Source organism: Candidatus Desulfatibia sp., assembly GCF_036446775.1.
Classification (GTDB): Bacteria; Desulfobacterota; Desulfobacteria; order Desulfobacterales; family UBA11574; genus Desulfatibia_A.
In genome coordinates this window covers 1-3,769 of sequence record NZ_JAZFTO010000096.1, presented here as the reverse complement: position 1 = coordinate 3,769, position 3,769 = coordinate 1, and the positions used below count along the sequence as shown (strand labels likewise).

Sequence of the window (3,769 nt, the reverse complement as noted above, 5' to 3'; positions counted from 1 at the left end):
GCCGGCAGATAGATATTGATGGTAGTTCCAACACCGACCTCGGATGCTGCCGTAATCTTGCCATGATGTTTTTTTATGATGGAATAGGATGTCGCCAGGCCAAGCCCCATCCCCTTTTGAGTTCCTCGTTCTTTGGATGAGTAATATGGATCGAATATCATCGCAAGATCTTTGTCAGAAATGCCAACTGATTCCAGCAGCTTCAATCCCGTCCATCTCACCCTTGAGCACAATATCCATCAACACCAGATCAGGATTATGCTCCTCTACTTTCTGAATGGCTCTTTCTCCGGTAATCACAACTTCAGGTACGGAATAACCAAGCTCTTTCAGACGGCTTTCTATGTCTAATGAAACGATCGCGTCATCTTCAACAATCAATATCTGTGCTTTTGACATTGCTCTAAATCCTTGATTTGTAGTTTGTTCTTTTGAATTGGATATGAAATTGGGTTCCTTGTTTTCTGATTATTTCAATTTTGCCATCGAGCTGGCGTTCTACTAAAATCCTGACCAAATACCAACCCATTGAGTCTGTATTATTCAAATCCAGCTCTTCCGGTATCCCTATACCGTCATCGCTGACTGTTATTTCAAATTCATCTTTATTAATTAATCGGAATCCGACGCTAATATTTCCTTTTCTCTCCTGAGGAAATGCATGTTTTAAGGAATTGGAAACCAGTTCGTTGATAATCAATCCACAAGGAATAGCATTTTCAAGGTCTAATGAAGCATCCTTGATCTCAGTATTTAGTCTAACTCTGTTTGTATCAACCCCATGGGATGTGAATAAGGCCTTTGCAAGGCTTTTAATATATTCACCGAAGTCGATGTTGGCGAAGTCCTTGGACTGGTAAAGTTGCTCGTGAATAAGAGCCATGGATCTTATCCGATCCTCGCCTTCCTTAAACATATCAGCATAAGTTTTATCCTCAATTTTGTCGGCCTGAAGCCTGAGTAAGCTGATAATGACCTGCATATTGTTCTTAACGCGGTGGTGAATTTCTCGGAGAAGTATCTCTTTTTCTCGTAGGGACGCCTTGGTCTGATCCTCTGCCCGCTTGCGGTGTGTTGCAGCTAAGGCCAGGCTCAAAGATACAAAAGCCAGCAAAAGAATAACCAAAACGTATATTGGCAACCAATGAAGTAAGATTGCGGTTTGACGTTCACTCAATGTTTTTTTAGAAATCAATGTAACAATTTTCCAGCTAAAATCCTTACCGGAAAGAATAAATTCACTTGCTTTGAAAGCCTCTCCGGAGCCAGTACTACTCAACATGCCATGACCCAAAGGCCAGACCGTGGCGAACGTGTAAATACCATGATCATTACTGAATTGGCCCACATCCCGGGCTGAAATTCTATTCCAGGCCTCGGTATCACGTTGGGCTAAAGTCCGGTCTTTGCGACCTTTGTACATAAAACCCCATTCGTCTTCAGGGCTGAGCCCTTTGAGCCAGTAGCCTCCGGAATTCAACAACATAAATGAACCAGTCGTATCTGACAACGTCTGATTCAGGTTTTCGATCAGCTTTGCTCCAAAGTAATTGAGCAACACAATGCCACGCTTGCGGTAGTTGAGATGTACCACCGGAGTGCCGAAACGGATCACCGGTTTGAGTGGACGTTCGATCTGACCTCGTTCAATGTTCAAGTCAAAAGGTGACACGAACACGCGACCCGGCTCCAATCCGAAGGCATCGGCAAAGTAATACCGCTTGGCCTTGTTCTGGAGTTTGTTATCAGTTACGATGTAAGGATGGCCTTGGCCGAAATTTATTCGTACGCGCTCCATGCCGGTTTCATCCAGGAAACGAACCTGGTCATAAAGTTTTGAATTTTTACTAAAATCCAGAAAGACTTTGCCTAACTTCTGCCGCATGGCTGCTTGGCCGGTCTCTATCATCTGGTGTAATACAGGATTGACAGCTAAGTAAAACAGATCGGATATAACGCCTTTGACATCGTCATTAGCCATTCTTCGCAACATTTCCACCTGTCGCTGCTCCCCGGTCTTTAGAATCTCTTTTTGCGACTTTAGCTCCTGGAACAAAAAACCAGCTATGATGGAAGTAGCAAGAATCAAAAGGGGTAAGAAAATGAGGAAGAAAGGTTTAGCTGTGTTCGGGGGCTTGCCGCTGTTTTTCATATTATTGAACCTCCCGCCGCGAATCATTTTCTGTTATCCAAATCAATTTTCAGCACAGATCGAAGAGGTACCGATAAATCATAATCGCTTCAGGAATAATAAGAGATACAGAAAAGATAGTGTATTAAAGTATTATCTTTAATTTAAAAACGCATGTCAAATTATATTGGTTTATGGCTAAGATTTAAAGGGGTTAGGGTGATGATTTCGAGTCCTTATCTTCAATTTTCAGGGGAGGACTGCGTAGTTGATGCTCACAGGAGTGACAAATGGAAGCCGATCAGCAGTTAAATTATGCCGGCGTAGGTCTCTTTCCGGAAACAGGTCCTTTGTGTAGCATCTCCCCAGCGTTCTCTTTCTGCAAGCAGTTGCAAAAACAGCGCGCCGTTCTTTACCACTCTTCCACCCACAACATCGACACCGCGGGCAAAAAGTGGGTCCGGGAAATATCCCGCCGTAGGACCGATGATGGAGACAAATGCATCCGGTGAACAGTGGGCCAGAATTTCATCCAGTGAATTGTTCAAGATGGTCGTACTGGTGCATAAAATCTTATTGCATGTGCCCAATTTCGTCGCGTCCAGGGTAATTGGCAGATTCGGAAATTTTTGAATCAACTGATCTTTTTTTTCAATGACAACCAGTTCCGCGCCGGCTTGCTTAATGGTCTTAATCAGCCCGAAGAATAAACCGACCATGCCGACCCTGTCTCCTGCGGAGACCGACAACAGCCCCAGTGAATCGGTTGCAGAATCAACCGCGAAATTGGTCTCCCTCATAACATGCTGACAAATTGCGTTAATGGCCGCCAGACTGATCATCTCTTTAATAGGATCGTCATTGCCAAATTCAAGCGCAAATACCCGCGGGTTTTTCTCGATAAAATCCGGCGGTTGTAAAGCAGTGTATTCTTCCATTTTTTCATCAGACAGGAGAACAAAGCTGACGCCGGCCGCCCCGCCTTCCAGGCTGATGGCCATAAACTGGGCATCTTGCGGTTGGCCGCCCTTATAGAAAGGCGGGAAGAAAATGTTTGCTATTGGTGGAAGCGTAAATTTTGTCGTTAATTCCGTGACCAGCTTTCTGAATTCATCTTTTAGACTCATTAATTAATCTGATTTTTCTTGCTGCATCTCAATAATGATGAAGTGCGCTTTATCGGAGGTAAGTGTAAACTCCATATGGGCCTGGCCGTATATCTTCAATGAATCACGCTCTTTTAAAGAGGGATATTGATCAATATTTATGCTGCCTTCAAAGCAGAAGATATATGCCTGGCGACCTTCGTCTAAAATGAAGGCTATACTCTTATCTTTTGCTGTTAATTCAGATATATAGACATTTATATCTTGACAAATATAAAGCGGGGCAAGGTCTTTGTTTTTTGAACCGGATATAATTTGTAATTATTTATTGTTTCTGTCTTCGAAAGAAAATTTATGGAACTCATATCTAACAGGTAGATTGTTTGCCTCTGGTAAAATCCATATTTGAAGAAAACGGCACCAATCATTCTGCTCATTAAGCTCAGAATGCGTCACGCCCGTACCAGCTGAAATACACTGTACATGCCCACGACTAAGAACTTCATGGTTACCAGCACTGTCACGATGTGTA

6 protein-coding genes are annotated in these 3,769 nt (G+C 43.2%); all 6 read right to left on the bottom strand.

The window, feature by feature from the left end:
- Positions 1-161: ATP-binding protein (locus tag V3S16_RS04415; RefSeq protein WP_413883466.1), on the bottom strand; the 161-nt coding region annotated here is incomplete at its 3' end.
- A 13-nt stretch (positions 162-174) separates the two neighbouring features.
- Complete coding sequence (locus V3S16_RS04410) at positions 175-399, bottom strand: response regulator (protein ID WP_413883464.1); 225 nt, start codon at positions 397-399, stop codon at positions 175-177.
- A 4-nt stretch (positions 400-403) separates the two neighbouring features.
- Positions 404-2,152, bottom strand: coding sequence for a histidine kinase dimerization/phosphoacceptor domain -containing protein (locus V3S16_RS04405; protein WP_413883463.1), 1,749 nt, complete (start codon positions 2,150-2,152; stop codon positions 404-406).
- A gap of 287 nt (positions 2,153-2,439) precedes the next feature.
- Positions 2,440-3,258, bottom strand: coding sequence for a Rossmann-like domain-containing protein (locus tag V3S16_RS04400; RefSeq protein WP_413883462.1), 819 nt, complete (start codon positions 3,256-3,258; stop codon positions 2,440-2,442).
- Positions 3,259-3,261: 3 nt separating this feature from the next.
- Entirely contained in the window at positions 3,262-3,549 is a 288-nt protein-coding gene (locus V3S16_RS04395; RefSeq protein WP_413883465.1) for a hypothetical protein, read from the bottom strand.
- A gap of 9 nt (positions 3,550-3,558) precedes the next feature.
- A partial coding sequence (locus V3S16_RS04390) for a pirin family protein (protein ID WP_413883461.1) occupies positions 3,559-3,769 on the bottom strand: 211 nt, incomplete at its 5' end.

What these genes read in the sequence shown, in the direction of transcription:
- V3S16_RS04410 (WP_413883464.1), bottom strand. Translation starts at nt 399, where the DNA reads ATGTCAAAAGCACAGATATTGATTGTTGAAGATGACGCGATCGTTTCA.
- V3S16_RS04405 (WP_413883463.1), bottom strand. Translation starts at nt 2,152, where the DNA reads ATGAAAAACAGCGGCAAGCCCCCGAACACAGCTAAACCTTTCTTCCTC.
- V3S16_RS04400 (WP_413883462.1), bottom strand. Translation starts at nt 3,258, where the DNA reads ATGAGTCTAAAAGATGAATTCAGAAAGCTGGTCACGGAATTAACGACA.